Source organism: Thauera sp. SDU_THAU2 (assembly GCF_038260575.1).
In the GTDB taxonomy this organism is placed as follows: domain Bacteria; phylum Pseudomonadota; class Gammaproteobacteria; order Burkholderiales; family Rhodocyclaceae; genus Thauera.
Window position 1 is genome coordinate 2669732 of record NZ_JBBWUN010000003.1, and the last position, 24232, is coordinate 2693963.

A 24232-nucleotide genomic window follows, 5' to 3' on the forward strand; every position below is an offset into this window, starting at 1 on the left:
GCATGCCGCCGACCCCCGCCCCCACCACCGCACCGAGCCCATCCTTCGCCCGCCGCTGGGCCGAATACCGCCGCGCCGCGCTGACGGACGACCTGCTCGCCGCCGTCATCGTCACCATCCTGCTGGTTCCGCAGAGCCTGGCCTATGCCATTCTCGCCGGCCTGCCCCCCGTGGTAGGCGTGATGGCCAGCCTGCTGCCGGCCCTGGCGTATGCCGCTTTCGGCTCCAGCACGACCCTCGCCGTGGGGCCGGTGGCGGTGATCGCGATGATGACCGCCCAGTCCATCGGCGGCGTGGCCATCGACCACGGCATCACGCCCCATCTCGCAGCGCTGGTGCTGTCGCTGGAGATCGCCGCGATCTGCCTGATCGCCGCCCTGCTCCGGCTGGAAACCCTGGCCGCCCTGCTCGGCGCCCCGGTGCTGCACGGCTTTGTCACCGGCGCTTCGCTGCTGATCGCCCTGGGCCAGTTTCCCACCTTGCTGGGCATACCGGTCAATGGCAGCACGGCCATCGAACTGGGCAGCGCCCTCGCCGCCAGCGACCGGGTACTGCCCCATTTCGCCACCGCCGCCATCGGCCTGCCGGCGCTGCTGGCGCTGTGGGGCCTGCGCCGCTACGGCAGCCGCATGCTGCAGCGCCTGGGCCTCGAGCCACGCACCGCACAGTTGCTGGCCCGCGCCGCGCCCATCCTGATCGTAGCCGCAGCCATCGCCTGGATCGTCGGCTTTCCCGGGCTGAATCAGGGCGTCGCCCTGTCGGGCCGGATCAGCCTCGGCGACGGCCTCGTCTTCCCGTGGATATGGGAGGCCCCGCTGGCGGTCTGGCTCGATCTGCTCGCCCCCGCGACGGTGCTGGCGCTGGTCGCCTACGTCGAAAGCCTGGCCGTGGCAGAAGCGCTCGCCGCACGCCGCGGTGAAAAGATCTCGCCACGCCGCGAACTCTTCGGCCTCGCCGCCGCCAACGCCGCTGCCGCTGCCTCGGGCGGCATGCCTGTCACCGGCGGTTTCTCGCGCAGCATCGTCAACTTCGACGCCAACGCCCGCACGCACATGGCAGGCGTGTGGACCGCCATCCTGCTTGCGCTCGCCATCGCCCTGATCGGCGACATGCTGCAGTACCTGCCGCGTGCGGTGCTGGCAGCCACCATCATCATTGCCGTGCTGTCGATGATCGATCTCGCTCCCTTCCTGCTGGCATGGCACTATTCCCGCACCGAATTCACGCTGATGGCAATGGTGACGGCGCTGACACTGTTCGTCGGCATCGAAGAGGCCTTGCTGATCGGCGTGATCTCCTCGATCGGCCTGCTGCTGCAACGCACCGCCCGCCCGCACTGGACGGAAGTGGGACGGCTCGCCGGCACCACGATATTCCGCAACGTGAATCGCTTCGAGGTCGAGACACTGCCGCAGGTGTTGTCGGTCCGGGTCGATGAGAGCCTGCTCTTCACCAATTCACGCTGGATTTCGGAAACGCTCACGTCCGCGCTGCGCCAGCGCCCACAGCTTCGGCACGTCGTGCTGATGATGAGCGGCGTCAACGGCATCGACCTCACCGGGCTCGAAGTGCTGATGCAGCTCGACCGCGAACTGCGCGCCAAAGGTATCCAGCTGCACCTCTCCGAACTGAAGGGCCCGTTGCGCGACGCCCTGGACCGGACCGAAGCCTCCGACTGGCTGTCAGGGCAAATCTTCATGACCCAGGACGCAGCCTTCAACACGCTCGCCGCAGAAATCGCCCGGCAAGACGCCGACAAGAACAAGTCTTGAGCCCCGCAATGCTTTGTGACGCAAGTCACATAACCATGACCGGATCGCGGATATGTGAGCAAACACTAATATGATTGGTCGGACACAGGCATGAACAGCGCTGTTTGCGCCGAACCATGCCAGCGGGGGAGAAGGAATGTCCGACAAATCCGAAGCATGTCCATCCGCAGCGCCGGCCAACGGCCGCCGCCGTTTCCTGCTCGGTGCATCGGCGCTGCCGGCCATTGCCGGCGCCGGCCTGACGCTCGCCGGCGCGCCTGCGCACGCCGCCCTGAAGACTTCGGCGCACATCGTCATCGCCGGCAGCGGCCTGGGCGGCCTGGCCATCGCCGCGCGCCTGTCGCGCGGACTGGACGGCGCGAAGATCACCGCCATCGACCGCAAGGAAATCCACAACTACCAGCCGGGCTACACCCTGGTGGCCACCGGCATCTGGCCGGTCGACAAGGTCAGCGACCGCAACGTCGACCTGATGCCGGCCGGCGTCGAGTGGGTGCGCGAGATGGTCGCGGAGTTCGACCCGGTCGCCAATACCGTCGTCACCGACAGCGGGCGGCGCATCGAATACGACTATCTGGTCGTGGCCACCGGCCTGCATCTCGACTACGCGCAGATCGAAGGCATGGACGTCGCCGCCATCGGCAGCAACGGCCTCGGCAGCGTCTATCCCGGCCCCGCCGCCGCCGAAGCGACCTGGCATGCGATGGACAGCTTCCGCCGGAAAGGCGGCTCGGCGCTGATGACCCTGCCCGCCACCCCACTGAAATGCGCCGGCGCGCCGCTGAAGATGACGTTCATGGTCGCCGACCGGCTCAAGCAGGCCGGCACCCGCGATGCATCGAGCATCGCCTTCCATTCCGCGCTGGACAATATCTTCAGCGTGCCCCGCATCAACGACGAAGTACTGCGCCGCTGGGCCGAACTGGACATCCCCGTCACCTTCAACAGCAAGCTGGTCGCGATCGACATCGGCGCCCGCCGCGCCACCGTCGCCAGCCCCGAAGGCGAACGCAGCGACATCGGCTACGACTTCATCCACGTCGTGCCGCCGATGCGCGCACCGGACGCGATCATGAACAGTCCCCTGCCCTGGCAGCAAGGCGGCTTCGCCGCAGGCGGCTGGCTCGAAGTCGATCCCGGGACCCTGCGCCACCGCCGCTTCGCCAATGTCTTCGGCCTGGGCGACATCAACGGCACCGGCAAGGGCAAGACCGCCGCCACGATCAAGAAGAGCGCGCCGCTCGTCGCGCAGAACCTGATCGACGTCATCGCCGGCCGCGACCCCTCGCAGCACTTCGACGGCTACACCTCCTGCCCGCTGCTGATCCGCGAAGGCTCGGCGCTGCTGGTCGAGTTCGACTACGACAACAGGCTGACGCCCTCGCTGCCGATGATCGATCCGCTGCAGGACAGCTATTTCGCCTGGATCATGAAGTACCGCCTGCTCAAGCCCGCCTACATGGCGGTGCTCAAGGGCCGCGTCTGAGGAGGAAAACGGCATGTACGAAATCTGGCTGACCCTCAACATCCTGTTCGAACTGGGCCTGCAATACCTGCCGGAGGTCATCGGTACCGTGCTGCTGTGGGCGATGCTGATGCTGTTCGCCGCCACCCGGCCCGGCGTGGGCTGGCGGCAAGGCCTCGTCCCCGCCATCGCGGTCGGCGTCATCGTCACCGTGATCGGCTTCTTCATCACTCCGGGCATGACCAAGTCGTCCTTCGCCAACATGGGCTACTGGGTCGACTGGATGAACCTGTTCTTCTTCGCCGCCGCCTTCGGCGCAGTTGCCGCCGCACTGGCCTGGCCGATCGCGGCCAGCATGTACCGGACTGCCTGAAGCCCGCCAACCCACTTACAGGAACCACTGCCGCCATGAAACGCCTTCTGATCGCAGCCGCCCTCAGCCTCGCCAGCCTGTCCGCGCAGGCAGCCGACATCGCCATTTCGGCCGAGGAAACCTACGCCAGGATCCGGAACGCCGAACCGGACGTGCTGTTCGTCGATGTCCGCGATCCGGTCGAGATCATGTTCGTCGGCTTCACCGACGCCGTGCATGTCAACATTCCCTTCATCCTGGTCGACCGCAGCCAGTGGAATGCCGAACGCGGCGTCTTCCGCCTGTACCAGAACCCGGATTTCGCCGCACAGATCAAGGCCGAACTGGACAAGCGCGGCATGGGCACCGACGCCGAAATCATCACCATGTGCCGCTCGGGCAGCGAGCGCGGCGAACCCAGCGCCAGCTTCCTGCGCGCCAACGGCTTCCCCAACGCCCGCTACGTGGTCAACGGCTTTCAGGGCGCGGCGATCAAGGATGGCCCGCAGGCCGGCTTCCGGCTGATGAACGGCTGGCAGAACAGCGGACTGCCGTGGTCGCCAAAGATGAATGCCGACAAGGTCTACCGCATCGACCAACGCTGACCGCCACAACCGCGCGTCGCATCCGGATACAGGCGGCCTCTGGCATCCACCTCGAATTCCGCAACGTGCTCCTCTATCATGCTGGCTTCGTCGAACCCACGCTGAAGGTCCGAGCATGACAGACACCACTTACACCCCGCCCAAGGTCTGGACCTGGGACAAGGCCAACGGCGGCCGCTTCGCCAACATCAACCGGCCCATCGCCGGCCCCACCCACGACCGCGAGCTGCCGCGCGGCAAGCATCCGCTGCAGCTGTATTCGCTGGCCACGCCGAACGGCGTCAAAGTCGGCGTGATGCTGGAAGAACTGCTGGCCCTCGGCCACAGCGGCGCCGAGTACGACGCCTGGCTGATCCGCATCAACGACGGCGACCAGTTCGGCAGCGGCTTCGTCGGCGTCAATCCGAACTCCAAGATTCCCGCCCTGCTCGACTGCAGCGGCCCTGAGCCGGTCAGGGTGTTCGAATCCGGCGCCATCCTGCTCTACCTGGCGGAAAAGTTCGACGCCTTCGTACCCACCGAGCCCGCGCGGCGCGCGGAATGCCTGTCCTGGCTGTTCTGGCAGATGGGCAGCGCCCCCTACCTGGGCGGCGGCTTCGGCCACTTCTACGCCTACGCACCGACCAAGATCGAATACGCCATCAACCGCTTCGCCATGGAAGCGAAGCGCCAGATGGACGTACTGAACCGCAGGCTGGCCGAAAGCCGCTACATCGCCGGCGACGAATACACCATCGCCGACATCGCCATCTGGCCGTGGTACGGCGGCATGGTGCTGGGCCAACTGTACGATGCCGCCGAGTTCCTGCAGGTGCAGGACTACACCCATCTCGTGCGCTGGGCCAATGAAATCGCCGCCCGCCCCGCGGTCAAGCGCGGCCGCATGGTCAATCGTGCCAGCGGACCGCTCGACCAGCAGCTCCACGAACGCCACGACGCATCCGACTTCGACACCCGTACGCAGGACAAGCTGCAAGCCGAGTCCTGACTTTTTCCGGCAAGGCACCCGGAGGGGCACGGCAACAAACTGCCACCCTTCCGGCCCGCCCTTCGGCACAAAAACCACACCGGGTTCCGACACCAGCACACCGATGCTAGAATCGCGCCCGCTCGTCATCGGGGAGTAGCCGCCCTGCGCAATGCAGGGGTGCGCGTCAACATGCTTGGCCGACAGGCCATGGCGCGTGCAGCTTTCAGGCCTGGCAAGACCTTTGACCGCACTGCCTACGGATAGGGCCGGGAGGCGGTGCGGTCTTTCGTCCTTCCGGCCCTGGAGTTCCCGTTTTCATGGAAGCGTTTCTGGTATCCACCGGCGTCGTCGCGCTGGGTGAAATGGGCGACAAGACCCAGTTGCTGGCCATCATCCTGGCCGCCACCTTCCGTCGCCCCTGGACCATCATCACCGGCATCTTCGTCGCCACCCTGGTCAACCACGCAGCGGCAGGTGCCGTCGGCGGCTGGGTCGCCCAGGCGCTCGGGCCGGACGTGCTGCGCTGGGTCATCGGCATCTCCTTCATCGCCATGGCGGTGTGGATGATGATCCCGGACAAGATCGAGGACGATGCCGCACAAAACACCCGCGGGCTGGGCGTGTTCGGCACCACCGTGGTGGCCTTCTTCCTCGCCGAGATGGGCGACAAGACGCAGATCGCCACCGTCGCGCTCGCCGCGCGCTACCCTGAAGTCGTCCAGGTCGTCCTCGGCACCACGCTAGGCATGATGCTGGCGAACGTGCCGGCCGTCTTCCTCGGCGACAAGATCGCCAAGAAGGTTTCGATGCAGCTGGTGCACGGCATCGCTGCCGCCATCTTCTGTATCCTGGGCATGCTGACGCTGTTCAACGTCGGCAGCCTGTTCTGAGAACCTGAGCGGTGGGGATGAACCAGAAGCCGGTCACCTCACCGAGCTTGTCCTGCGCAGGCCGTCTGCCACACTGCGCCTGCGATAATCCGCTTCAAAAGCAAAAAGCGCATTACACGGTATGTGTAATGCGCTTTTCATCCTGAATTCCTGGTGGACCGAAGGAGGATCGAACTCCCGACCTCTGCATTGCGAACGCAGCGCTCTCCCAGCTGAGCTATCGGCCCTGAAAGAAGGCGCATTATAGAGAGCCGGGGCGTGAAATGGAAGCCCTGCCACAGCCCTCTGCCGCCACCGGTGTGACTCCTTCAACGCCCCTCGCCGGAACCCACCGCTGCGCGCCCCAGCCTGTCGGCGATCGCATGCCATGCGGGGTCGTCGGGCAAGGCTTCGACGAGGATGAAGTCGGCGTCCAGCGTGTCGGCAGTACGCAGGCTGGCGTAGAGATCGTGGGCGTAGGCGGCGGGGTCGGCGGGCATCGCTTGCCAGATCAGGCGCGAGTCCTGCGGGTCGTCCTGGCCGTACGCCAGCACCGCAACGCGGCTACCCTCGCCTGCCAGCGTGGCCGCTTCGTCGACCAGCAAGGCGGGCGCTACCAAGCGCAGCGGGGTACCCGGTGCGTAATGGGCGGCCAGGGCACCGGAAACACGCGGTGCGAGCGTGGCAGCATTCGCCTGCCCTGCATCCGCAGACTGCGCCTCCTCGGCCTTGCCGCGCACGCGCGGACGGCGGCCGATGACGCGGGCGATGGCGTCGGGCGTGATCGCGCCGAGGCGCAGGATCTCGGGCGCGTCGCGCGAGAAATCGAGGATGGTGGATTCGATGCCGAAGGCGCAGGGGCCGCCATCGACCACCATGGCGACGCGCTCGCCCAGATCCTGCTGCACATGCGCGGCCGTGGTCGGGCTGATGCGGCCGAAGCGGTTGGCGCTGGGCGCGGCGATGCCCGAGCCGAAGACCTGCAGCATCGCCAGTGCGATCGAATGCGAGGGCACGCGCAGGCCGACGGTGTCCTGCCCGCCGGTGACTTCGTCGGGCACGTCGGGGGCGCGCTTCAGGATCAGCGTCAGCGGGCCGGGCCAGAAGGCGCGGGCGAGCGCGATGGCATCCTTGGGGATGCTGGCGGCCCAGCGCGGCAGATGGTCGGCCGACGGCAGATGCACGATCAGCGGGTGGTCGGCAGGTCGGCCCTTGGCAGCGAAGATCTTCTTCACCGCCTCCGGGTTCAGCGCATCGGCAGCCAGCCCGTAGACGGTCTCGGTCGGCATGCCGACGATGTCGCCGGCACGCAGCAGATCGGCGGCCTCGCGGATCGCCACCAGCGTGGGGGGCTCGATGCGGCCGCGCGGCTTGACTGCGGTGTTCTTGCTCATTCGCCGTTCACTCGTCGCGGATGCCGATCGCGGCACGGGCCTGCAGCGCACGCTGCAGCACTTCGTCCGCATCCTCGCCGGTGACGACGAAGTGGCCCATCTTGCGCCCGGGGCGGGCGTGGTGCTTGCCGTACAGGTGCAGGCGCAGGCCGGGCACGGCGTGCAGCACGGCCCAGTCGGGTTCGTGGTAGGCGCCATGGCCCTTGCCGTCAGCGTACCAGAGCTCGCCGAGCAGATTGACCATGACCGCGGCCGAGTGCTGGCGCGGCGTGGCGAGCGGCAGGCCGCACAGCGCCCTGACCTGCTGCTCGTACTGGCTGGCATCACAGGCGTCGATGGTGTGATGGCCGCTGTTGTGCGGACGCGGCGCCATCTCATTGACGACGAGCTCGCCGCCGCAGACGAAGAACTCCACCCCCAGCGTGCCGACGTAGCCGAGCTTTTCGGCGATGCGTTCGGCGATCTGGCGGGCCGTGTCCCTCAGCCCGGCCGAAGTCTGCGCCGGCGCGATGGTGACGTCGAGAATGCCGTTGCGGTGGCGGTTCTCGCCGGCCGCGAAGCAGCGCACCGCGCCGGCCTCGTCGCGCGCCAGCACCACCGAGACTTCGCAGTCCAGCGTCAGCATTTTCTCCAGCACACAGGGTTCGCCCTTGAAATGCTGGAAGGCGGCGATCGCCTCGTCGTGGCTGACGACCCGCGCCTGGCCCTTGCCGTCGTAGCCGAAGCGCGCGACCTTGAGCACTGCCGGAAACAGCCCGGCATCGGCATGACGGACGTCGTCCTCGCTGCGGATCACCGCGAAGGGGCCGTGCGGCAGGCCGTTGTCGGCGAGGAAGGATTTTTCGGCGATGCGGTTCTGGCACACCGCCACCGCGCTCGCCGCCGGATGCACCGGGATGAACTTGCTGAGGTAATCCAGCGTGCCGGCCGGCACGTTCTCGAACTCGGTCGTGACCGCCGCACAGCTGCCGCCCAGCTCGTCGAGCGCGGCATAGTCCTCGTAAACGGCGACCAGATGGCGGTCGGCGATCAGGCCGGCGGGGCTGTGCGGATCGGGATCGAGCACCCACACCTTGTAGCCCATCTCATGCGCCGCGGCGACGAAGAAGCGGCCGAGCTGGCCGCCGCCGAGCATGCCCAGCGTGGCGGGCGGAAGGATGGTGGAGGAAGTCTTGCTGGACGACATGACGGGCCTTCAGTGGGCGGAAATCGGCGGATACGGCCACGCGGCGCTTCAGGCCGGCGGCGGCAATTCCATGTCGAGCACGGTCCGGGTCTGGCGCGCACGGAAGGCATCGAGTTGCGTCGCCAGTTCGGCGTTCTCGTTGGCGAGCAGCGCGACCGCGAACAGGCCGGCGTTGGCCGCGCCGGCCTCGCCGATGGCGAAGGTCGCCACCGGGATGCCCTTGGGCATCTGCACGATGGACAGCAGCGAATCCTGGCCCGACAGCGCCTTCGACTGCACCGGCACGCCGAGCACCGGCAGCGTGGTCTTGGCCGCGACCATGCCGGGCAGGTGGGCCGCGCCGCCGGCGCCGGCGATGATCGCCTTCAGCCCGCGGCCGCGCGCGGCTTCGGCGTATTCGAACATCAGGTCGGGCGTGCGGTGGGCCGAGACCACGCGCGCCTCGTAAGGCACGCCGAATTCGGCCAGCACCTTGGCCGCTGCCTGCATGGTCGGCCAGTCGGAGTTCGAACCCATGATGATGCCCACCAAGGGCTGGGCGGTCGCGGTCGTGTTCATTGTCCTTCCTTCCCGTTGGCGTCGCGCGCTGAGCGTTCGGCCGACACCACGGTGTTCTCGAGCAGCATCGTGATCGTCATCGGCCCGACGCCGCCCGGCACCGGCGTGATCGCACCGGCGACTTCGACCGCCGAGGCGAAATCGACGTCGCCGCACAGCTTGCCGGCATCCGGGCCGCTGTCGAGGCGGTTGATGCCGACGTCGATGACGGTGGCACCCGGCTTGATCATGTCGCCGGTGACGAAGCGCGGCTTGCCGATCGCGGCAACGACGATGTCGGCACGGCGGGTGTGGAAGGCCAGGTCGCGCGTCTTCGAATGGCACACGGTGACGGTGGCGCCTGCGTTGGTCAGCAGCATCGCCATCGGCTTGCCGACGATGTTGGAACGGCCGATGACCACCGCCTCGGCGCCCTGCACCGGCACGCCGGCCGTCTCCAGCATCTTCATGACGCCGTTCGGCGTGCAGGGGACGAAGCCTTCGCGGTTCTGCGACAGCAGGCCGACGTTCTCGGCGTGGAAGCCGTCGACGTCCTTGCGGATGTCGATCGCCTCGAGCACCGCCGTCTCGTCCAGATGGGCGGGCAATGGCAGTTGCACCAGGATGCCATGCACGGACGGATCGGCGTTCAGCTCGGCGAGCCTGGCCATGACTTCCTGCTGGGTGGCGTCCTGCGGGTAGTCGAAGCGCAGCGAGCGAATGCCGGCCTTCTCGCAGCCCGCGACCTTGTTGCGCACATAGACGGCGGAAGCGGGATCGCCGCCGACCAGGATGACCGCCAGGCAAGGTTGCACACCGCGTGCCGTCAACGCTGCGGCACGTTCTGCGATTTCGCCGCGGACACGCGCCGAAAGCGCGTTGCCGTCGATGATGCGAGCGGTCATCGGTAAAACCTCGAAAAAGGGCAGGATTTTACAGCAAGGCGCCCGCGCCGCGTACCCATTCATCGCCCGGCCCAGCAGCTGGATCAGCTGGTTATTCCCAAGCGAAATCGTCCACTTCAGCCACGTCCCCATCGCCCGGTTCGGCGGCTCGGCTTTCAGCGCAGCAGCGCCCCCGGCTCCACCGTGACGACGTGCTGCACCAGTTCGGCCAGCGAACTGGCGCCCATCTTTTCCATCACGCGGGCACGGTGCACTTCCACGGTCTTGATGCTGATGCCCAGCACGTCGGCGATCTGCTTGTTGAGCTTGCCGATGATGATGAGGTCCAGCACCTCGCGCTCGCGCTGCGTGAGATGGTCGAGCCGGCGCGCGGTGTCCGCCTCCTGCCGCCGCTTGCTGCGGCTTTCGCGTTCGAGGGTCAGGCATTGTTCGATCAGGCGCAGCATGTCGCGCTCGCTGAACGGCTTTTCGATGAAATCGACCGCACCCTTCTTCAGCGCCGACACCGCCATCGGCACGTCGCCGTGGCCGGTGATGAAGACGACCGGCAGGGTGCAACGCCTGCGCCCGAGTTCCTCGAACATCTCCAGTCCGCTCATGCCCGGCATGCGCACGTCCAGCACGATACAGCCTGCCATGTCGGGGCGGCAGCCTTCGAGAAAGGCTTCGGCGGATTCGTAGGTCAGCACCTTGTAGTTATTGCCTTCGAGCATCCAGGTCATGGAATCCCGCAGGGCTTCATCGTCATCGACGACATGGATGATTTGTTCAAGCGCTGGGTGCAACTCGCTCACTTACGGACTCCGCCGGCAGGGTAAACGAGAATATGGTACCCCCTTCCGGGTTGTCGTCGACAATCAAACGACCATCGTGGAACTCGATGATCGAGCGGCAGATGTTCAAGCCCATGCCCATGCCCTCTGCCTTCGTGGTGTAGAACGGCGTGAACAGCCGCTGGCGCCCTCCTCGCTGATGCCGTGGCCGCGGTCGATCACCGCCACCTCGATCGCCCCGGCGGCCCCCGCCATATCCTCGCCGCAGCGGCGCGCGCGCACCACCAGCAGCCGCTGCTCCGGCAATGTGTCGGCCATCGCATCGAGGCCGTTGCGGATCAGGTTCAGCACCACCTGCTCGATCATGATGCGATCGGCGAACACCGGCGGCAGCCCGGGCTCGATGTCGGCCACCAGCCTGATGCCGGTGCGGCGCGCGTCGATGTCGGCGAAACCGAGCGCATCGTCGAGGATGTCGACCAGTTTGACCGCGCTGCGGCGCGGCTCGCTCTTCTTCACGAATTCGCGCACGCGGCGGATGATCTTGCCGGCGCGCTCGGCCTGGAAGCTGGCTTTCTGCATCACCGCCAGCACGTCCTCGGGCTTCCACTTGCCGCCCTGCATGCGGGTCACGCAGCCGGCACAGTAGTTGGCGATCGCCGACAGCGGCTGGTTCAGCTCGTGCGCCAGCATCGACGCCATCTCGCCCATCGTGATCAGGCGCGAGGTACGCTGCAAACGTTCTTCCTGCTGGCGCGCCACCTCGGCGGTCTGCTTGCGCTCGGTGCTGTCGGTGGCGATGCCCATGCGCACCACCCGCCCATCCACCCAGCGCATGGCCTGTTCGCGCACGTGGTACCAGCGCCCCGACACGGGGTGCTGCAATTCGCCGTCGAACAACTCGCGCGGCAGATCGGCCGGCGTCAGGCCGCGCGGATCGACGCGGTAATCGCCGCGTTCGGGCTGGGGCACGGCGACGCCGCGCACCGTGCGGCCCACCGCGTCGAAGCCGTTGATGCGCTTGAAAGCACGGTTGGCGAACAGGATCTCGTCGCTGCGGGCATCGGCCACGAACACCGCTGCATCCAGCCCGTCCAGCACCGCCTCGAAGCGTTCGTGGGTCGCTTCCAGCGCCGCGCGCACGCGCTTGGGCTCGGTGATGTCCGTGATCGACGCCATCCAGCCCGTCTGCTGCCCACTGGCATCGATCAGCGGCGACAGGTAGAAGCGCGCGTCGAAGAGTTCGCCGTTGCGGCGCTGGATGCGCAGTTCGAAGCCGCTGGCCGGCGCATGCCCGTCGAGCGTCATCCGCAGGTTGCGCTCGCAGACATCCTGCGTCTCCTTCGGCCAGTACGGGAAAGGCGCGATCGCACCGACCAGTTCGTCCTCGCGCCAGCCCACCATGCGGCAGAAGGCGGAATTCACGTAGATGATGCGCCCGCTCAGGTCGATGGCACGCAGCCCGGTCAGCACCGAATCCTCCATCGCCTTGCGGAAGGCGGATTCGGCACGCAAGACCTGCTCCGCCGCCTTGCTGCCGGTGATGTCGCGGGCCACGGCATAAACGAGGCCTTCCTCGGGCACCGGGTTGATGCTCCACTCCAGCCATTTGTAGCTGCCGTCCGCGCAGCGGCAGCGGTTCTCGAACTTCGCCGGTTCGCCGGCCGCCAGGCGGCGCAAGGCATCGAGCGTCGTGCCGATGTCTTCGTCGTGGACGAAATCGACCATCGGTCGGCCCGGCAGAACTGTCGGGCGCGTGGCCGAGAATGCGCTCGAAGGCCGGGTTGCAGCGGCGGAAGCGGCCATCCAGGCCCGCCACGCACAGCATGTCGAGCGAGAGATCGAACAGCCTGTCGCGCTCCTTCTCGACCTGCTCGCGGCGCTGCACGTGGATGCGCAGCGACCACAGGCTCCACAGCGCCAGCACTGACAGGCTCAGGATCAGTGCCGCCGGCAGCGCCCATTGCAGTTCGCGCAAGGCCACCTCGCGTTCGATCTCGAACCCGGGCTGCAGCAGCAGCCACACCAGTGCCAACATGCCCAGCGCAAAGAACAGCATCACCACACAGGGCACAGCCCAATACCGGTACTGCGGATCGCCGGGGGCAGAGTCGGAACGGAACATGGAGGACTTCGGAGGAAGGAGCAAAAAATGATGCAGTGCAATACCCGCCGCTCGATTGTCGGTGAGCCCTCCGGCAATCGTCATCCGGTTTAACCCTTATCGCGACATCCGGGTTTCCGCCAACTTTCCCGCTTTCATGCCTGCCAATACAGTCCGGGTATGCCGTTCTCCAGCACCCGGCGCAAACGCCTTGCCACCCTGCCCCTCCTCGTCGCCTGCGTGCGCCAGCACCGTGCTTCAGTCACGACTGCAAAGCACGAACTAAGTCCGCTCCAACACCCTTGCCGTGCCTCCCGGCATGCGTTCCATGCACGCATCCGGGCTTCTCCACGTCAACATCATTGCACATTGCGAAAAGTGGTTTTATAGTTCGAAAAGTCAGCCGCTGGTTGTCGAGGCGGCTGCGTCCGTACCACCAACAGACCTGCCCAACAGGTAGGATTCGCCAACCGAACGTCATGAGGAGACAGACCATGACCGGAATCAGCAACGTTCCCGCGCAAAACGATACCGACGCGCAGGAAACGAAGGAATGGATGGATGCACTCGCCGCCGTCGTCGAAAAAGAAGGCCCGCAGCGCGCCCATTACCTGATCGAAACCCTGATCGCGACCGCACGCCAGGAAGGGGTAAAACATCCCCTACTCGGCCACCACCGAGTACATCAACACCATTCCGGTCGAACAGCAGCCCCCCTACCCCGGCGATGCGGACATGGAAATCAAGCTCCATTCCTACATCCGCTGGAACGCCATGGCGATGGTGGTGCGCGCCAACAAGGACACCAACGTCGGCGGCCACATCGCCTCGTTCGCGTCCGCTGCAGCCCTCTATGACGTCGGTTTCTCGCACTTCTGGCACGCCCCGTCGGCCCAGCACGACGGCGACCTGATCTTCTTCCAGGGCCACTCGGTGCCCGGTGTCCTACGCCCGCGCCTACATGCTGGGCCGCCTGACCGAAGAGCAGATGGACAGCTTCCGCCAGGAAACCGGCGGCAAGGGCATCTCGTCCTACCCCCACCCGTGGCTGATGCCGGAATTCTGGCAGTTCCCCACCGTGTCGATGGGCCTCGGCCCGCTGTGCGCCATCTACTCGGCGCGCTTCATGAAGTACATGGCCAGCCGTGGCATGATCGACCCGGCCCGCGCCGAACAGCGCAAGGTCTGGGCCTTCCTCGGCGACGGCGAGACCGATGAAGTCGAATCGCTGGGCGCGATCGGCATGGCCGGCCGCGAGCGGCTCGACAACCTGGTCTTCGTCATCAACTGCAACCTGCAGCGCCTCGACGGCCCCGTGCGCGGCAACGGCAAGATCGTCCAGGAACTCGAAGCCGAATTCCGCGGCGCCGGCTGGAACGTCATCAAGGTTCTCTGGGGCACCCATTGGGACGCCCTGTTCGCCCGCGACAAGAAGGGCATCCTGCAGAAGCGCATGATGGAATGCGTCGATGGCGAGTACCAGACCTTCAAGGCCAAGGACGGCGCCTACGTCCGCGAGCACTTCTTCAACACGCCCGAACTGAAGGAACTCGTCGCCGACTGGACCGACAACCAGATCTGGCGCCTGAACCGCGGCGGCCACGACATCTTCAAGATCTTCACCGCCTACAAGGCCGCGGCCGAGCACAAGGGCCAGCCGACGCTGATCCTGGCCAAGACCATCAAGGGCTTCGGCATGGGCCAGGCCGGCGAGGCGATGAACATCTCGCACCAGCAGAAGAAGATGGACGTCGAAGCCATCCGCCGCTTCCGCGACCGCTTCGGCCTGCCGGTACCCGACGACAAGCTGGAAGAGCTGCCCTACCTGAAGTTCGAGGAAGGCTCGCCCGAGCAGAAGTACCTGCTGCAGCGCCGCATGGACCTCGGCGGCTTCCTGCCGCAGCGCCGCACCAAGGCCGAACCGCTGGCCATCCCTTCGCTCGATACCTTCGCCGCGCTGCTGAAGGCCTCGGGCGAAGGCCGCGAGCTGTCGACGACGATGGCGATCGTGCGCATGATGAACACCCTGCTGAAGGACAAGCAGATCGGCAAGCACATCGTGCCGATCGTGCCGGACGAGTCGCGCACCTTCGGCATGGAAGGCATGTTCCGCCAGTACGGCATCTGGAACCAGGAAGGCCAGAAGTACGTGCCGGAAGACCATGACCAGCTCATGTTCTACAAGGAAAGCCAGACCGGCCAAGTGCTGCAGGAAGGCATCAACGAAGCCGGCGCGATGGCCGACTGGATCGCCGCCGGCACCGCCTACAGCGTGCATGGCGTGCAGATGATCCCGTTCTACATCTTCTACTCGATGTTCGGCCTGCAGCGCACCATGGACCTGTGCTGGGCGGCAGCCGACCAGCGCACCCGCGGCTTCCTCATCGGCGGCACCGCCGGCCGCACCACGCTGAACGGCGAAGGCCTGCAGCACGAGGACGGCCACAGCCTGCTGATGGCCAACATGATCCCGAACTGCATCAGCTACGACCCGACCTTCCAGTACGAAGTCGCCGTCGTCGTGCAGGACGGCCTGCGCCGGATGTTCGCCGAACAGGAGGACATCTACTACTACATCACGGTGATGAACGAGAACTACGAACATCCCGAGATGCCTGCCGGCGCCGAAGCCGACATCCTCAAGGGCCTGTACCTGTTCCGCAAGGGCGGCGACGCCAAGGGTCCTCGCGTGCAGTTGATGGGTTCGGGCACGATCTTCCGTGAAGTCATCGCCGCCGCCGAACTGCTCAAGAACGACTGGGGTGTCGAGGCCGACATCTGGGGCGCGCCCAGCTTCAACGAACTGGCCCGCAACGGCCAGGACGTCGAGCGCTGGAACCTGCTGCACCCGCAGGAAGAGCCGAAGAAGACCCACGTGCAGCAGAAGCTCGCCGGCTTCGAAGGCCCGGCCATCGCCGCCACCGACTACATCCGCATGCTCCCCGAGCAGATCCGCGTGCAACTCGACCGCCGCTACGTCACGCTGGGCACCGACGGCTTCGGCCGCTCCGACACCCGCGAGAAGCTGCGCCACTTCTTCGAGGTGGATCGCCACTGGGTGACGCTGGCTGCGCTGAAGGCGCTGGCCGATGACGGCGTGATCGGCCGCGACAAGGTCGCAGCCGCGGTGGCCAAGTACAACCTCGACCCGAACAAGCCGAACCCGATGTCGGTTTGAGCGAGCAAGGAGACAAGAACATGAGCCAACTCATTGAAGTGAAGGTTCCGGACATCGGCGACTTCTCCGACGTGCCGGTCATCGAGCTGTTCGTCAAAGTCGGCGATACCATCGCCGTCGATGACGCCATCGCCACGCTCGAATCCGACAAGGCCACGATGGACGTGCCCTCGTCGGCCGCCGGCGTGGTCAAGGAAGTGCTGATCAGCCTCGGCGACAAGGTGTCCGAAGGCAGCGTGCTGATCAAGGTCGAAGCCGCCGGCGCCGCTGCTGCGGCCCCCGCTCCGGCTGCCGCCTCGGCGCCGGCACCCGCTGCCGCTCCGGCAGCGGCCCCGGCGGCGGCGGCACCGGCCGCCGGCGGCAGTGTGGTCGACGTCGTCGTGCCCGACATCGGCGACTTCTCCGACGTGCCGGTCATCGAGCTGTTCGTCAAGGCCGGCGACACCATCAAGGTCGACGACGCCATCGCCACGCTCGAGTCCGACAAGGCAACCATGGACGTGCCGTCCTCCGCCGCCGGCGTGGTCAAGGAAGTGCTCGTCAGCCTCGGCGACAAGGTCAGCCAGGGCAGCCTGCTGATCAAGGTCGAGGCAGCCGGCGCAAGCGCAGCTGCCGCCCCGGCTGCTGCAGCTGCGCCCGCTCCTGCCGCCGCGCCGGCTCCGGCCGCAGCCGCGCCTGCCCCGGCGGCCAGCGCCCCGGCGCCGGCTGCTTCGCCGGCCGCAGCGTCCGCGGTCACGCTCGGCGGCAAGGTTCACGCCAGCCCCTCGGTGCGCGCCTACGCCCGCGAGCTCGGCGTCGATCTCGCCCAGGTCAAGGCCACCGGTCCCAAAGGCCGCATCGTCAAGGAAGACGTCACCGCCTTCGTCAAGGGTGCGATGAGCAGCGGCACGGTTCCGGGCAAGACCCCGGCCGCCGCAGCCGGCGCCTCGCTGGGCGGCGGGCTCGACCTGCTGCCGTGGCCGAAGGTCGATTTCGCCAAGTTCGGCGAAGTCGAGGTCAAGCCGCTGTCCCGCATCAAGAAGATCTCCGGCCAGAACCTCGCCCGCAACTGGGTGATGATCCCGGCGGTGACCTACCACGAGGACGCCGACATCACCGACCTGGAAGCCTTCCGGGTGGCGATGAACAAGGAGCACGAGAAATCCGGCAAGAAGCTCACCATGCTCGCCTTCATCATCAAGGCCTCGGTGCGCGCGCTGCAGGAATTCCCCGAGTTCAACACCTCGCTCGACGGCGACAACCTGGTCTACAAGAAGTACTTCAACATCGCCTTCGCCGCCGACACGCCCAACGGCCTGGTCGTTCCGGTGATCAAGGACGCCGACAAGAAGAGCGTGTTCGAGATCGCCGCCGAATCCGGCAACCTGGCCAAGCTCGCCCGCGACGGCAAGCTCAAGCCGGCCGACATGTCCGGCGCCTGCTTCACGATCTCGTCGCTCGGCGGCATCGGCGGCACCTACTTCGCGCCGATCGTCAATGCGCCCGAAGTCGCCATCCTCGGCGTCAACAAGTCGGTGCTGAAGCCGGTGTGGGACGGCAAGCAGTTCGCGCCGCGCCTGACCCTGCCGATGTCGCTGACCGCCGACCACCGCGTCATCGACGGCGCCCTGGCGACCCGCTTCAATGTGTACCTCGCGCAACTGCTGGCGGACTTCCGCCGCGTGATGCTGTAAGGAGACCGCCATGAGTCTAGTGGAAGTAAAAGTTCCGGACATCGGCGACTTCTCCGACGTGCCGGTCATCGAGCTGTTCGTCAAGGTCGGCGACACCATCAACGTGGACGACGCGATCTGCACGCTGGAATCCGACAAGGCCACCATGGACGTGCCCTCGAGCACGGCCGGCGTGGTCAAGGAAATCCTCATCGCCATCGGCGACAAGGTGTCCGAAGGCGTGGTGCTGATCAAGGTCGAGGCCGCAGGTGCTGCGGCTGCAGCACCCGCACCGGCCGCATCCGCGCCGGCACCTGCCCCGGCCGCTGCAGCCCCGGCAACCGGTGGCGGTGTGGTCGAAGTCGCCGTGCCCGACATCGGCGACTTCTCCGACGTGCCGGTCATCGAGCTGTTCGTCAAGGCCGGCGACACCATCAAGGTCGACGACGCCATCGCCACGCTCGAGTCCGACAAGGCAACCATGGACGTGCCGTCCTCCGCCGCCGGCGTGGTCAAGGAAGTCCTGGTCAGCCTCGGCGACAAGGTCAGCCAGGGCACCGTGCTGATCAAGGTCGAGGCAGCCGGCGCCAGCGCCGCTGCCGCGCCGGCCCCGGCTGCGGCCGCAGCGGCACCGGTTGCCGCTCCGGCAGCCGCCAGCCACAGCGGCAGCGCCGACGCCGAATACGACATGGTCGTGCTCGGCGCCGGTCCCGGCGGCTACTCGGCGGCCTTCCGCGCCGCCGACCTCGGCCTCAAGACCGCGATCATCGAGCGCTACGCCACGCTGGGCGGCGTGTGCCTGAACGTCGGCTGCATCCCGTCCAAGGCGCTGCTGCACGTCGCCGCGGTCATCGAGGAAGCCGAGCATGTCAGCACCGCCGGCGTCAGCTTCGCCAAGCCCTCGGTGGACGTCGACGCGCTGCGCAAGCACAAGGACGGCGTCATCGGCAGGCTCACCGGCGGCCTCGCCGGCATGGCCAAGGCACGCAAGGTCGACGTCATCCGCGGCTACGGCAACTTCCTCGACCCGCACCACATCGAAGTCGAGGAAACCACCGGCAGCGGCTGGGACACCACCGGCGCCAAGAAGGTCGTCAAGTTCAAGAACTGCATCATCGCCGCCGGCTCCGCCGCGGTGCACCTGCCCTTCATCCCGAAGGACCCGCGCATCGTCGATTCGACCGGCGCGCTGGAACTGCGCCAGGTGCCGGGCAAGATGCTGGTCATCGGCGGCGGCATCATCGGCCTGGAAATGGCCACGGTGTATTCCACGCTGGGCACGCGTCTCGACGTCGTCGAAATGCTGGACGGCCTGATGCAGGGCCCGGACCGCGATGCGGTCAAGGTGTGGGAGAAGCAGAACGCCCACCGCTTCGACAAGATCATGCTCAAGACCAAGACGGTTGCGGTCGAAGCCAGGGACGACGGCATCTACGTCAAGTTCGAAGGCGACGGCGCACCGGCCGAGCCGGTCAAGTACGACATGGTGCTGCAGTCGGCCGGCCGTTCGCCCAACGGCAACAAGATCAGCGCCGACAAGGCGGGCGTCATCGTCGGCGAACGCGGCTTCATCCCGGTGGATGCGCAGATGCGCACCAACGTGCCGCACATCTTCGCCATCGGCGACATCGTCGGCCAGCCCATGCTCGCCCACAAGGCCGTGCATGAAGCCCACGTCGCCGCCGAAGTCGCCGCCGGCCACAAGGCCGCCTTCGACGCCACGGTGATCCCGGGCGTGGCCTACACCCATCCGGAAGTGGCCTGGGTCGGCTACACCGAGGCGCAGGCCAAGGCCGAAGGCAAGAAGGTCGAAACCGCCAAGTTCCCGTGGGCCGCCAGCGGCCGCGCGATCGCCAACGGCGCCGACTACGGCTTCACCAAGCTGATCTTCGACGCCGAAACGCATCGTGTCATCGGCGGCACCATCGTCGGCCCCTCGGCCGGCGACATGATCGGCGAAGTCTGCCTGGCGATCGAAATGGGCGCCGACGCGGTCGACATCGGCAAGACCATCCACCCGCACCCCACCTTGGGCGAAACGGTGGGCATGGCTGCCGAAGTCGCCCACGGCAGCTGCACCGACCTGCCGCCGATGCGCAAGAAATAAGCATCGGGCTGCACTCGGCCGTCACCGGAAACCCGCCCGCGTGAACTGCACCCCAAGAGTTGGACACCGATCCAACTTTTGGGGTGTTTTACATGGCGAAGTACGATGAGCAATTCAAGCTGAGGGTGGTGCAGAGCTACGAACTGGGTGATCGGGGTTTCAAGGCGTTGGCTCATGAGTACGGTCTGGACCATGGGACGGTCAGGCGCTGGGTCAAGAGCTACGAGCACCACGGGCAGGAGGGCTTGAGCAAGAAGTTCAGCCACTACAGTGCGCAGTTCAAATTGTCGGTGCTGCAGCGGATGCGGCGGGAAGGGTTGTCGGTTCGCCAAGCGGTTGCGATGTTCGACATCCGGGGCGGCGTGGGGGTCATCAGAGCTTGGGAACGCCAGTATGATGAGGGCGGGCTGCAAGCACTGCATCCCAAGCTTCGCGGCCGGCCGAAGAAGATGACGATACCCGAGACCCCAGAGCCCTTGCCATCGAAGTCCGAAGATACGCGCACGCTCGAGCAGTTGCGCAAAGAGAACGAGTATCTGCGCGCGGAGGTGGCGTACCTAAAAAAATTGAGGGCCTTGCGTCAGGCCAAAGAGCAGGCCGCGCAGAAAAAGCGCGGGTAGTGCTTGAACTGAGGCAAGGCCACGATCTGGCGATGTTGTTGAGGGCGGCGGGGCTATCGCGCAGCACGTTCTACTACCAGGTGAAGGCGCAGCAGGCTGGCGACCGGCAGGCTGATCTGAAATCGCGTATTCGCGCCCTCTACGAGCGTCACAAGGGGCGTTATGGCTACCGGCGCATCACGGCGGCGCTGCGCCAGGCCGGCGCGGTGATCAATCACAAGGCGGTGCAGCGCCTGATGCGGGCGCTGGGGCTGAAGTCGCTGGTGCGCCCCAAGAAATACCGTTCCTACAGGGGGCCGCAGGCCCAGGTGCCCAACATTCTGGCGCGCCAGTTCCAGGCCGAACGGCCCCACCAGAAGTGGGTGACCGACGTGACCGAGTTCAATGTGCGTGGCCAGAAGCTGTACCTCTCGCCCGTGATGGATCTCTACAACGGGGAAATCGTGTCCTATGCGATGCAAAAACGGCCGTACTTCTCGCTGGTGGCCAACATGCTCAACAAGGCCTTGGCCAAGCTGGCCGGCAAGGAGGCGCCGCTATTGCACTCCGACCAAGGATGGCAGTATCAGATGTCCGCCTATCGGCGCCAGCTCGCCGCACGCGGCCTGATCCAAAGCATGTCGCGCAAGGGCAACTGCCTGGACAACGCCGCCATGGAGAGTTTCTTCGGTACGTTGAAGTCAGAGTTCTTCCACCTGAACTGCTTTGACAGCATCGAGCAGCTACAGGCCGGCATCCGACAATACATCCACTACTACAATCACGACCGTATCAAGACCAAATTAAAAGGCCTGAGCCCGGTGCAGTACCGAACTCAGGCCTTGGCCGTCTAGCTTATAACTGTCCAACTTCTTGGGGTCAGTTCACGCGAGGCGGGTTTCCTTTTGGTGCCGCCCGGCCTTCAGATGGATGCAGACTGCGCCGCGGACGGCTCAGTTGCCCGCCTCTCTTCGCGCCGCCCGCATCACCCCCGCGATGAAATCGGTCTTCGCCTTCGCATAGGCGACACGGTCGTCGGGATGCTCATCGGCAATCCGCCGCTTCAGTTCGCCGTATGCCGCTGCCACGTCGGGATGGGCACGCAGGTGATCGCGGAACAGCAAGCGCTCCCACTCCGGCGAAGCCGGCTCGAGGCAATGGATGTGGTGCGTACGGCGCCCCGCCGCATCGCGCTTGATGAACCACGCATAGCCGATGCCCGGTAGCCCGTTCGTCCGCCCCCGCCAGAAGAACTCATAGCCTTCACGCTTCAGGACCGGCACGATGTGCTGCGCAAGGCTCGCCATCGAACGCACTTCCAGCAACATGTCGACGACCGGCTTCGCCGCCAGCCCCGGCACCGCGGTGCTGCCGAAATGCTCGATGCGGCCGATCAACTCCGCCGGCAGCAATCGACGCAGATGAGCCGCCTCGGCAGGAACGACGCTGGCCAGGCAGGATCGTAGGGCACGATCCGGACGCGCTCATGTAGCGCACGCTCGACATGGCGGGGCTGATGGCTCATGGACGGCACTATAATCCCGAACCGGCTCACTGCCCGAACACGCACCGTGGCCCCGCCCCAGCCCACCACGCCCTTCACCGCCGAAGACTACCTGCAATGGGAAGCCGGGCAGCCCGACAAGCACGAGTTCGTGCGCGGCGAGAAGTTCGCCGCCTACCGCCGCATCGCCTCGCTGAAGGAATTCGTCCTCATCGACCCCGACCTGCGCCGCATCGAATACTACCGCCTCGCCGGCAACCAACGGTGATCACTCCAGGACATCGAAACCGAACAGCCGCTGGTACTGCACGAGCTCGGCGTTTCGATCCCGTGGCAGAAGGTGTTTCGCAACGCGGACTGAAGATGCCGTCCAACGCGGCCTTGAGCTGACCCGGCGAAATACCAGGCAGGGCCCATCGCCAGACTCCGTATGCAAAGTGGCAAAAAAGCCCGCCGACACCGGCAAAACAGGCAAAGTTTGCCGGCAGACAGCAGGCAGGCACCGGCAATCCAATGAGCAAAGAGGGAATATCCACGCAATAACGCACCTGGCTCCACGCAATAACGCACCTGGCACGCATCTCGCTGTAGGACGTCCAGAGAGCTCGGGCGCCGGCAACAGTGCCCACAGGACATGACCCGAGCCCACTTCGAATCGGACATCCGGGAGATTCAAAATGGCACAGGTCATCAATACCAACATTCCTTCGCTCAACTCGCAGCGCAACCTGAACATCTCGCAAGGTTCGCTCTCCACCTCGCTGCAACGACTGTCATCCGGCCTGCGCATCAACAGCGCCAAGGACGATGCCGCGGGCCTGGCGATCTCGGAGCGCATGAGCGCTCAGATCAACGGCCAGAACCAGGCCCGCCGCAATGCCAACGACGGCATCTCGCTGGCGCAGACCGCCGAAGGCGCACTCGAGTCGGCCAGCGAAGTGCTGCAGCGCATCCGCCAACTCGCCGTGCAGTCGTCCAACGCCACCAACTCGCCGTCGGATCGCCAGGCACTCAACGCCGAAGTCAACGAACTCACCGCCGAACTCGACCGCATCGCCAAGACCACCGAGTTCAACGGCCGCAAACTGCTCGACGGCTCCTTCACCACCGCCACCTTCCAGGTGGGCGCCAATGCCGGCCAGATGATCTCGGCCACCACCGCCAACTTCAGCACCAACCAGTATGGCGGCTACCGCATCGGCTCGCTGGAGGCCGCCAACAGCGGCGCAAAGGGCGACCTCACCCCGGGCAGCACCCCGTTCGCGCTCGGCTCCTCGGCCGGCCCCACCAACCGCGTCGTCGGCAGCACGCTGACCATCAACGGCGCCAGCGGCGCCGCCACCGTGGCCATTCCAGCCGGCGCCTCGGCCAAGACCGCGGTACAGCTCATCAATACCGAGCACGGCACCACCGGCGTCACCGCCTCGGCCAAGACCGAATTCGACATCGACTTCAGTGCCCCGAACACCAGCTACAAATTCGACCTCAGTTCGGACAACAGTACGCCCGTCACCATCTCCTTCACGATCGGCGCCGAAGACAACGACGGCTTGGCCGCTGCGATCAACGCCTTCAACGACGTGTCCGCCAAGACCGGCGTCACGGCGCGGGTCAACGACAGCGGCGACGGCATCACCTTGCTGAACTCGTTCGGCGAGAACATCACCATCGCCAACGCCGCCTCCGGCTCGGCCGCGGCCACCATCGGCGGCACCTCGACCGCTCCCGGCAGCACCGCGATCGGCACCGGCCAACTGGTGCTCGATTCGGACAGATCCTTCAGCGTCGACGCCAGCAACACCACGGATTTCTTCAATAACGTCAACGCCGCCGCGCAATTGCAGAAGGTCAGCGACCTCGACATCAGCTCGGTCGATTCGGCCCAGCGCACGCTGGCAATCGCCGACGCCGCGCTGTCCGCCATCAACGGCCAGCGCGCCAAGTTCGGCGCCCTCCAGGCCCGCTTCGAAACGACGATCTCCAACCTGCAGATCTCGGCGGAAAACCTGTCGGCGGCACGCTCCCGCATCCGCGACACCGATTTCGCCGCCGAAACCGCCAACCTGACCCGTGCGCAGATCCTGCAACAGGCCGGCACCGCGATGCTCACGCAGGCAAATGCGCTGCCGCAGCAGGTGTTGCAGTTGCTGCAGGGCTAAAATCAGAAAGCAGAAGAAAACACCTTGCTCCCGCCTGAGCAGTGATATGGCACCTTCAACGGTGCCGCATCACCGTATGCCACGTGCGTGCGGCCCGCGGC

Annotated in this window: 17 protein-coding genes, 1 tRNA gene, 2 pseudogenes and 1 riboswitch; of the genes and pseudogenes, 12 read left to right on the plus strand and 8 right to left on the minus strand. The window is 66.1% G+C overall.

Going from position 1 to position 24232, the window contains the following annotated elements; translation table 11 throughout:
• Nucleotides 1-2: 2 nt before the first annotated feature.
• The 6 genes from AAFL97_RS14065 to AAFL97_RS14090 all read left to right on the plus strand — a co-directional run bounded on the left by AAFL97_RS14065 (nucleotide 3) and on the right by AAFL97_RS14090 (nucleotide 6054).
• Complete coding sequence (locus tag AAFL97_RS14065) at nucleotides 3-1772, plus strand: SulP family inorganic anion transporter (RefSeq protein ID WP_341645437.1); 1770 nt, start codon at nucleotides 3-5, stop codon at nucleotides 1770-1772.
• Nucleotides 1773-1908: 136 nt separating this feature from the next.
• Entirely contained in the window at nucleotides 1909-3258 is a 1350-nt protein-coding gene (locus AAFL97_RS14070; protein ID WP_341645438.1) for an NAD(P)/FAD-dependent oxidoreductase, read from the plus strand.
• Between the two features lie 13 nt (nucleotides 3259-3271).
• Nucleotides 3272-3610: a hypothetical protein gene (locus AAFL97_RS14075; protein WP_341645439.1), complete on the plus strand. Its 339-nt coding sequence runs from the start codon at nucleotides 3272-3274 to the stop codon at nucleotides 3608-3610.
• A gap of 35 nt (nucleotides 3611-3645) precedes the next feature.
• Nucleotides 3646-4194 carry a rhodanese-like domain-containing protein gene (locus tag AAFL97_RS14080; protein WP_341645440.1) on the plus strand — a complete coding sequence of 183 codons (549 nt, stop codon included), beginning with the start codon at nucleotides 3646-3648 and terminating at the stop codon, nucleotides 4192-4194.
• A 115-nt stretch (nucleotides 4195-4309) separates the two neighbouring features.
• Nucleotides 4310-5182, plus strand: coding sequence for a glutathione-dependent disulfide-bond oxidoreductase (gene yghU, locus AAFL97_RS14085; RefSeq protein ID WP_341645441.1), 873 nt, complete (start codon nucleotides 4310-4312; stop codon nucleotides 5180-5182).
• A 118-nt stretch (nucleotides 5183-5300) separates the two neighbouring features.
• A riboswitch (yybP-ykoY riboswitch) is annotated at nucleotides 5301-5473 on the plus strand.
• An 8-nt stretch (nucleotides 5474-5481) separates the two neighbouring features.
• Nucleotides 5482-6054, plus strand: a complete 573-nt coding sequence (locus tag AAFL97_RS14090; RefSeq protein ID WP_341645442.1) for a TMEM165/GDT1 family protein — start codon at nucleotides 5482-5484, stop codon at nucleotides 6052-6054.
• 151 nt (nucleotides 6055-6205) lie between these two features.
• Here the strand turns inward: AAFL97_RS14090 and AAFL97_RS14095 are convergent.
• The 7 genes and pseudogenes from AAFL97_RS14095 to AAFL97_RS14125 form a co-directional block, all read right to left on the minus strand.
• Nucleotides 6206-6281, minus strand: a tRNA-Ala gene (locus AAFL97_RS14095).
• 81 nt (nucleotides 6282-6362) lie between these two features.
• Entirely contained in the window at nucleotides 6363-7427 is a 1065-nt protein-coding gene (locus AAFL97_RS14100; protein WP_341645443.1) for an L-threonylcarbamoyladenylate synthase, read from the minus strand.
• Nucleotides 7428-7434: 7 nt separating this feature from the next.
• The gene (locus tag AAFL97_RS14105) at nucleotides 7435-8613 is read right to left on the minus strand and encodes a 5-(carboxyamino)imidazole ribonucleotide synthase (protein ID WP_341645444.1); all 1179 of its coding nucleotides are present in this window, start codon (nucleotides 8611-8613) and stop codon (nucleotides 7435-7437) included.
• 48 nt (nucleotides 8614-8661) lie between these two features.
• A complete protein-coding gene (purE, locus tag AAFL97_RS14110) occupies nucleotides 8662-9171 on the minus strand; it encodes a 5-(carboxyamino)imidazole ribonucleotide mutase (protein ID WP_341645445.1) in 510 nt (169 codons plus the stop codon).
• Nucleotides 9168-10055 carry a bifunctional methylenetetrahydrofolate dehydrogenase/methenyltetrahydrofolate cyclohydrolase FolD gene (gene folD / locus AAFL97_RS14115; RefSeq protein ID WP_341645446.1) on the minus strand — a complete coding sequence of 296 codons (888 nt, stop codon included), beginning with the start codon at nucleotides 10053-10055 and terminating at the stop codon, nucleotides 9168-9170. The genes purE and folD overlap by 4 nt, the downstream gene beginning before the upstream one ends.
• A gap of 155 nt (nucleotides 10056-10210) precedes the next feature.
• Nucleotides 10211-10849 (minus strand): response regulator transcription factor, encoded by a 639-nt coding sequence (locus AAFL97_RS14120; RefSeq protein WP_341645447.1) that lies wholly within the window; start codon nucleotides 10847-10849, stop codon nucleotides 10211-10213.
• Nucleotides 10824-12800 (minus strand): annotated as a pseudogene (locus AAFL97_RS14125) (PAS domain-containing sensor histidine kinase); the annotation flags it as partial. The pseudogene AAFL97_RS14125 and the gene AAFL97_RS14120, both read right to left, overlap by 26 nt.
• A 626-nt stretch (nucleotides 12801-13426) precedes the next feature.
• Between AAFL97_RS14125 and aceE the strand changes: the two are divergent.
• The 4 genes and pseudogenes from aceE to AAFL97_RS14145 all read left to right on the plus strand — a co-directional run bounded on the left by aceE (nucleotide 13427) and on the right by AAFL97_RS14145 (nucleotide 21322).
• Nucleotides 13427-16110 (plus strand): annotated as a pseudogene (aceE, locus tag AAFL97_RS14130) (pyruvate dehydrogenase (acetyl-transferring), homodimeric type).
• Nucleotides 16111-16130: 20 nt separating this feature from the next.
• Entirely contained in the window at nucleotides 16131-17783 is a 1653-nt protein-coding gene (gene aceF / locus AAFL97_RS14135; protein WP_341645448.1) for a dihydrolipoyllysine-residue acetyltransferase, read from the plus strand.
• A gap of 10 nt (nucleotides 17784-17793) precedes the next feature.
• Nucleotides 17794-19869, plus strand: coding sequence for a dihydrolipoyl dehydrogenase (gene lpdA / locus AAFL97_RS14140; RefSeq protein ID WP_341645449.1), 2076 nt, complete (start codon nucleotides 17794-17796; stop codon nucleotides 19867-19869).
• 92 nt (nucleotides 19870-19961) lie between these two features.
• Nucleotides 19962-21322, plus strand: a protein-coding gene (locus AAFL97_RS14145) for an IS3 family transposase (RefSeq protein WP_341645450.1) whose coding sequence is annotated in 2 segments (ribosomal slippage) — nucleotides 19962-20460 and nucleotides 20460-21322 — 1362 coding nt in all. Because the reading frame shifts where the segments join, the coding sequence is not laid out codon by codon here.
• Nucleotides 21323-21421: 99 nt separating this feature from the next.
• Here AAFL97_RS14145 and AAFL97_RS14150 read toward each other — a convergent pair.
• Nucleotides 21422-21865 carry a GrpB family protein gene (locus AAFL97_RS14150; protein ID WP_341645451.1) on the minus strand — a complete coding sequence of 148 codons (444 nt, stop codon included), beginning with the start codon at nucleotides 21863-21865 and terminating at the stop codon, nucleotides 21422-21424.
• Between the two features lie 174 nt (nucleotides 21866-22039).
• Here AAFL97_RS14150 and AAFL97_RS14155 point away from each other — a divergent pair, with 174 nt between their 5' ends.
• Nucleotides 22040-22240: a hypothetical protein gene (locus tag AAFL97_RS14155; protein WP_341645452.1), complete on the plus strand. Its 201-nt coding sequence runs from the start codon at nucleotides 22040-22042 to the stop codon at nucleotides 22238-22240.
• Between the two features lie 409 nt (nucleotides 22241-22649).
• Entirely contained in the window at nucleotides 22650-24131 is a 1482-nt protein-coding gene (locus AAFL97_RS14160) for a flagellin N-terminal helical domain-containing protein (RefSeq protein WP_341645453.1), read from the plus strand.
• The last annotated feature ends 101 nt before the right edge of the window (nucleotides 24132-24232 follow it).

What these genes read in the sequence shown, in the direction of transcription:
- aceF (WP_341645448.1), top strand. Translation starts at nt 16,131, where the DNA reads ATGAGCCAACTCATTGAAGTGAAGGTTCCGGACATCGGCGACTTCTCC.
- AAFL97_RS14160 (WP_341645453.1), top strand. Translation starts at nt 22,650, where the DNA reads ATGGCACAGGTCATCAATACCAACATTCCTTCGCTCAACTCGCAGCGC.
- AAFL97_RS14090 (WP_341645442.1), top strand. Translation starts at nt 5,482, where the DNA reads ATGGAAGCGTTTCTGGTATCCACCGGCGTCGTCGCGCTGGGTGAAATG.
- AAFL97_RS14075 (WP_341645439.1), top strand. Translation starts at nt 3,272, where the DNA reads ATGTACGAAATCTGGCTGACCCTCAACATCCTGTTCGAACTGGGCCTG.
- AAFL97_RS14080 (WP_341645440.1), top strand. Translation starts at nt 3,646, where the DNA reads ATGAAACGCCTTCTGATCGCAGCCGCCCTCAGCCTCGCCAGCCTGTCC.
- folD (WP_341645446.1), bottom strand. Translation starts at nt 10,055, where the DNA reads ATGACCGCTCGCATCATCGACGGCAACGCGCTTTCGGCGCGTGTCCGC.
- AAFL97_RS14105 (WP_341645444.1), bottom strand. Translation starts at nt 8,613, where the DNA reads ATGTCGTCCAGCAAGACTTCCTCCACCATCCTTCCGCCCGCCACGCTG.
- AAFL97_RS14070 (WP_341645438.1), top strand. Translation starts at nt 1,909, where the DNA reads ATGTCCGACAAATCCGAAGCATGTCCATCCGCAGCGCCGGCCAACGGC.
- AAFL97_RS14100 (WP_341645443.1), bottom strand. Translation starts at nt 7,427, where the DNA reads ATGAGCAAGAACACCGCAGTCAAGCCGCGCGGCCGCATCGAGCCCCCC.
- lpdA (WP_341645449.1), top strand. Translation starts at nt 17,794, where the DNA reads ATGAGTCTAGTGGAAGTAAAAGTTCCGGACATCGGCGACTTCTCCGAC.
- purE (WP_341645445.1), bottom strand. Translation starts at nt 9,171, where the DNA reads ATGAACACGACCGCGACCGCCCAGCCCTTGGTGGGCATCATCATGGGT.
- AAFL97_RS14065 (WP_341645437.1), top strand. Translation starts at nt 3, where the DNA reads ATGCCGCCGACCCCCGCCCCCACCACCGCACCGAGCCCATCCTTCGCC.
- yghU (WP_341645441.1), top strand. Translation starts at nt 4,310, where the DNA reads ATGACAGACACCACTTACACCCCGCCCAAGGTCTGGACCTGGGACAAG.